This is a genomic window from Streptomyces sp. NPDC018964 (assembly GCF_044390325.1).
Taxonomy (GTDB): domain Bacteria; phylum Actinomycetota; class Actinomycetes; order Streptomycetales; family Streptomycetaceae; genus Streptomyces.
Genome location: NZ_JBIRYZ010000061.1, coordinates 1 through 2,930, shown reverse-complemented (window position 1 = coordinate 2,930; position 2,930 = coordinate 1). Strand labels below are relative to the sequence as shown.

Here is a 2,930-nt window from a genome sequence, read left to right as displayed (position 1 = left end):
GCCACCGAACTGCGCAACCAGCTCAACACCCTCACCGGCCTCAGGCTCCCCGCCACCCTGGTCTTCGACCACCCCAACGCCCTCGCCGTCACCGAACACATCGAGGAGAAGCTCGCGGGCCCGGGCATCCGGTCCACCGCCTCCGGCCGGACGGATGCGAGCGATCGGCCCGTTGACGACGAACCGATCGCGATCATCGGCATGGCCTGCCGCTACCCGGGCGGAGTGACCTCGCCCGAGGACCTGTGGCGCCTGGTCGTCGACGGCGTCGACACCGTCTCCGACATGCCGGACGACCGCGGCTGGGACCTGGAGGGCCTGTACGACCCGGAGCCCGGCGCGGAAGGCAAGAGCTACACCCGCCGGGGCAGCTTCCTCCACGACGCCGCCCAGTTCGACCCCGGGTTCTTCGGCATCTCGCCGCGCGAGGCCCTCTACATGGACCCGCAGCAGCGACTGCTCCTGGAGACCTCCTGGGAGGCCCTGGAGCGGGCGGGCATCGACCCGGCCTCGCTCAAGGGCAGCCGCACCGGCGTGTTCGCCGGCGTGATGTACCACGACTACGCCCTCAACGTGTCGCCCTCCGGCACGGCGGGCGGCAGCGTGGTGTCCGGCCGGCTGTCGTACACGTACGGCTGGGAAGGCCCGGCCGTCACCGTCGACACCGCCTGCTCGTCCTCCCTCGTCGCCCTGCACCTCGCGGTCCAGGCGCTGCGCACGGGCGAGTGCTCGCTCGCGGTGGCCGGTGGTGCCACGGTGATGTCGACGCCGGGCATGTTCGTCGAGTTCAGCCGGCAGCGCGGGCTGTCCGTGGACGGCCGCTGCAAGGCGTTCGCGGGAGCGGCCGACGGCGTCGGCTGGTCCGAGGGCGTGGGCGTCCTCCTCGTCGAGCGCCTCTCCGACGCCGTACGCAACGGACACCGCGTCCTCGCGGTCGTCCGGGGCACCGCCGTCAACCAGGACGGCGCCTCCAACGGCTTCACCGCCCCCAACGGGCCCTCGCAGCAGCGCGTCATCCGCCAGGCGCTCGAGGCGGCCGGCGTGGCCGCCTCCGAGGTCGACGTCGTCGAGGCGCACGGCACCGGCACCACGCTGGGCGACCCGATCGAGGCGCAGGCGCTGCTGGCCACCTACGGTCAGGACCGCCCTGCCGACCGGCCGCTGCTGCTCGGCTCCATCAAGTCGAACATCGGTCACGCCCAGGCCGCCGCCGGTGTCGCCGGCGTCATCAAGATGGTGATGGCCATGGAACACGGCACGGTGCCGCGCACCCTGCACGTCGACCGGCCCTCACCGCACGTCGACTGGACCGAGGGCAACGCGGAACTGGTCGTCGAGGAACGGCCGTGGCCGGACACCGCGCACCCGCGCCGCGCGAGCGTCTCCGCGTTCGGGCTCAGCGGCACCAACGCGCACGTCGTCCTGGAACAGGCCCCCGCGCCCGCACCGGCCGCCGGGACGCGACCGGCGCAGGACGGCGACAGCCCCACCCGCCCGACGCCCCCGCTGCCGTGGACCGTGTCCGCCGCGACCCCCGAGGCGCTGCGCGCCCAGGCCACCCGCCTGCTCGCCCACCTCACGGACCGCCCGGACCAGGACCCGCTGGACACCGCCTACGCACTGGCCACCTCCCGCACCGTGCTGGAGTCCCGCGCCGTCGTACTCGGTGCCGGCCGTGACGACCTGCTCGACGGGCTGCGGACGCTCGCCCGGGGCGACGCGTCCCCGGCCGTCCTCCACGGCACCGCGCGGGACGGCGGCTCGACCGCCTTCCTGTTCTCGGGTCAGGGGTCGCAGCGACTCGGCATGGGCCGTGAACTGCACGCCCGTTTCCCGGTGTTCGCGGAGGCGTTCGACGCGGTGTGCGCGGGCCTGGACGAGCACCTGGACCGCCCGCTGCGCGACGTGGTCTGGGGTGACGACGTCGAGGCGCTGAACGCGACCGCCTACGCCCAGGCCGGGCTGTTCGCCCTGGAAGTGGCGCTGTACCGTCTGCTCGACGCCTGGGGCGTACGCCCCGACTACGTCGCCGGACACTCGATCGGCGAGATCGCGGCCGCGCATGTGGCGGGTGTGTTCTCCCTGGCCGACGCGTGTGCGCTGGTGGCCGCTCGCGGCCGGCTGATGCAGGCGCTGCCCGCCGGTGGTGCGATGGTCGCGGTGGAGGCGACGGAGGCCGAGGTGCTGCCGCACCTGACCGGCGAGGTGTCGGTCGCGGCCGTCAACGGCCCCTCCTCGGTGGTGGTTTCGGGTGCGGAGGCCGCGGTGGAGGCGGTGGCGGAGGTGTTCCGCGGGCTGGGGCGTCGTACGTCCCGGCTGCGGGTGTCGCACGCCTTCCACTCGCCGTTGATGGAGCCGATGCTGGAGGAGTTCCGCGCGGTCGCCGAGGGGTTGTCCTACGCCGAGCCGCTGCTGCCCGTCGTCTCCAACGTGACCGGCCGCATCGCCGCGTCCGGTGAACTCACCACGCCCGCCTACTGGGTGACCCACGTCCGTGAGGCCGTACGCTTCGCAGACGGAGTCCGTGCGCTGCGCGCCGCCGGAGTGGGCCGCTGCGTCGAGATCGGTCCCGAGGCGGTGCTGACCGGCATGGCCCGTACCTGCCTCGACGACACCGATGTCCTGCTGGTGCCGGTCGCCCGCAAGGGCCGGGACGAGGCCGATGCCCTGCTCACGGCCCTCGGCCACCTGCACAGCGACGGCGCTGCCGTCGACTGGGCCGCGTACTTTGCCGGTACCGGCGCACGCACCGTCGACCTGCCGACCTACGCCTTCCAGCGGCAGCGCTACTGGCTGCACGCCACGGACGGCGCCACCGCGGTTCCCGCCGGAGCAGGTCTGGACGCGTCCGATCACCCGTTGCTGGGTGCGGTGGTGGCGCTGCCGGACTCCGGTGGTGTCGTACTGACGGGCAGGCTGTCGGTGGAGGC

At 73.7% G+C, this 2,930-nt stretch carries 1 protein-coding gene; it reads left to right on the top strand.

Annotated elements, in window-relative coordinates; genetic code table 11:
* Positions 1-2,930: type I polyketide synthase (locus tag ACH5AO_RS37135; protein ID WP_398932551.1), on the top strand; the 2,930-nt coding region annotated here is incomplete at both ends.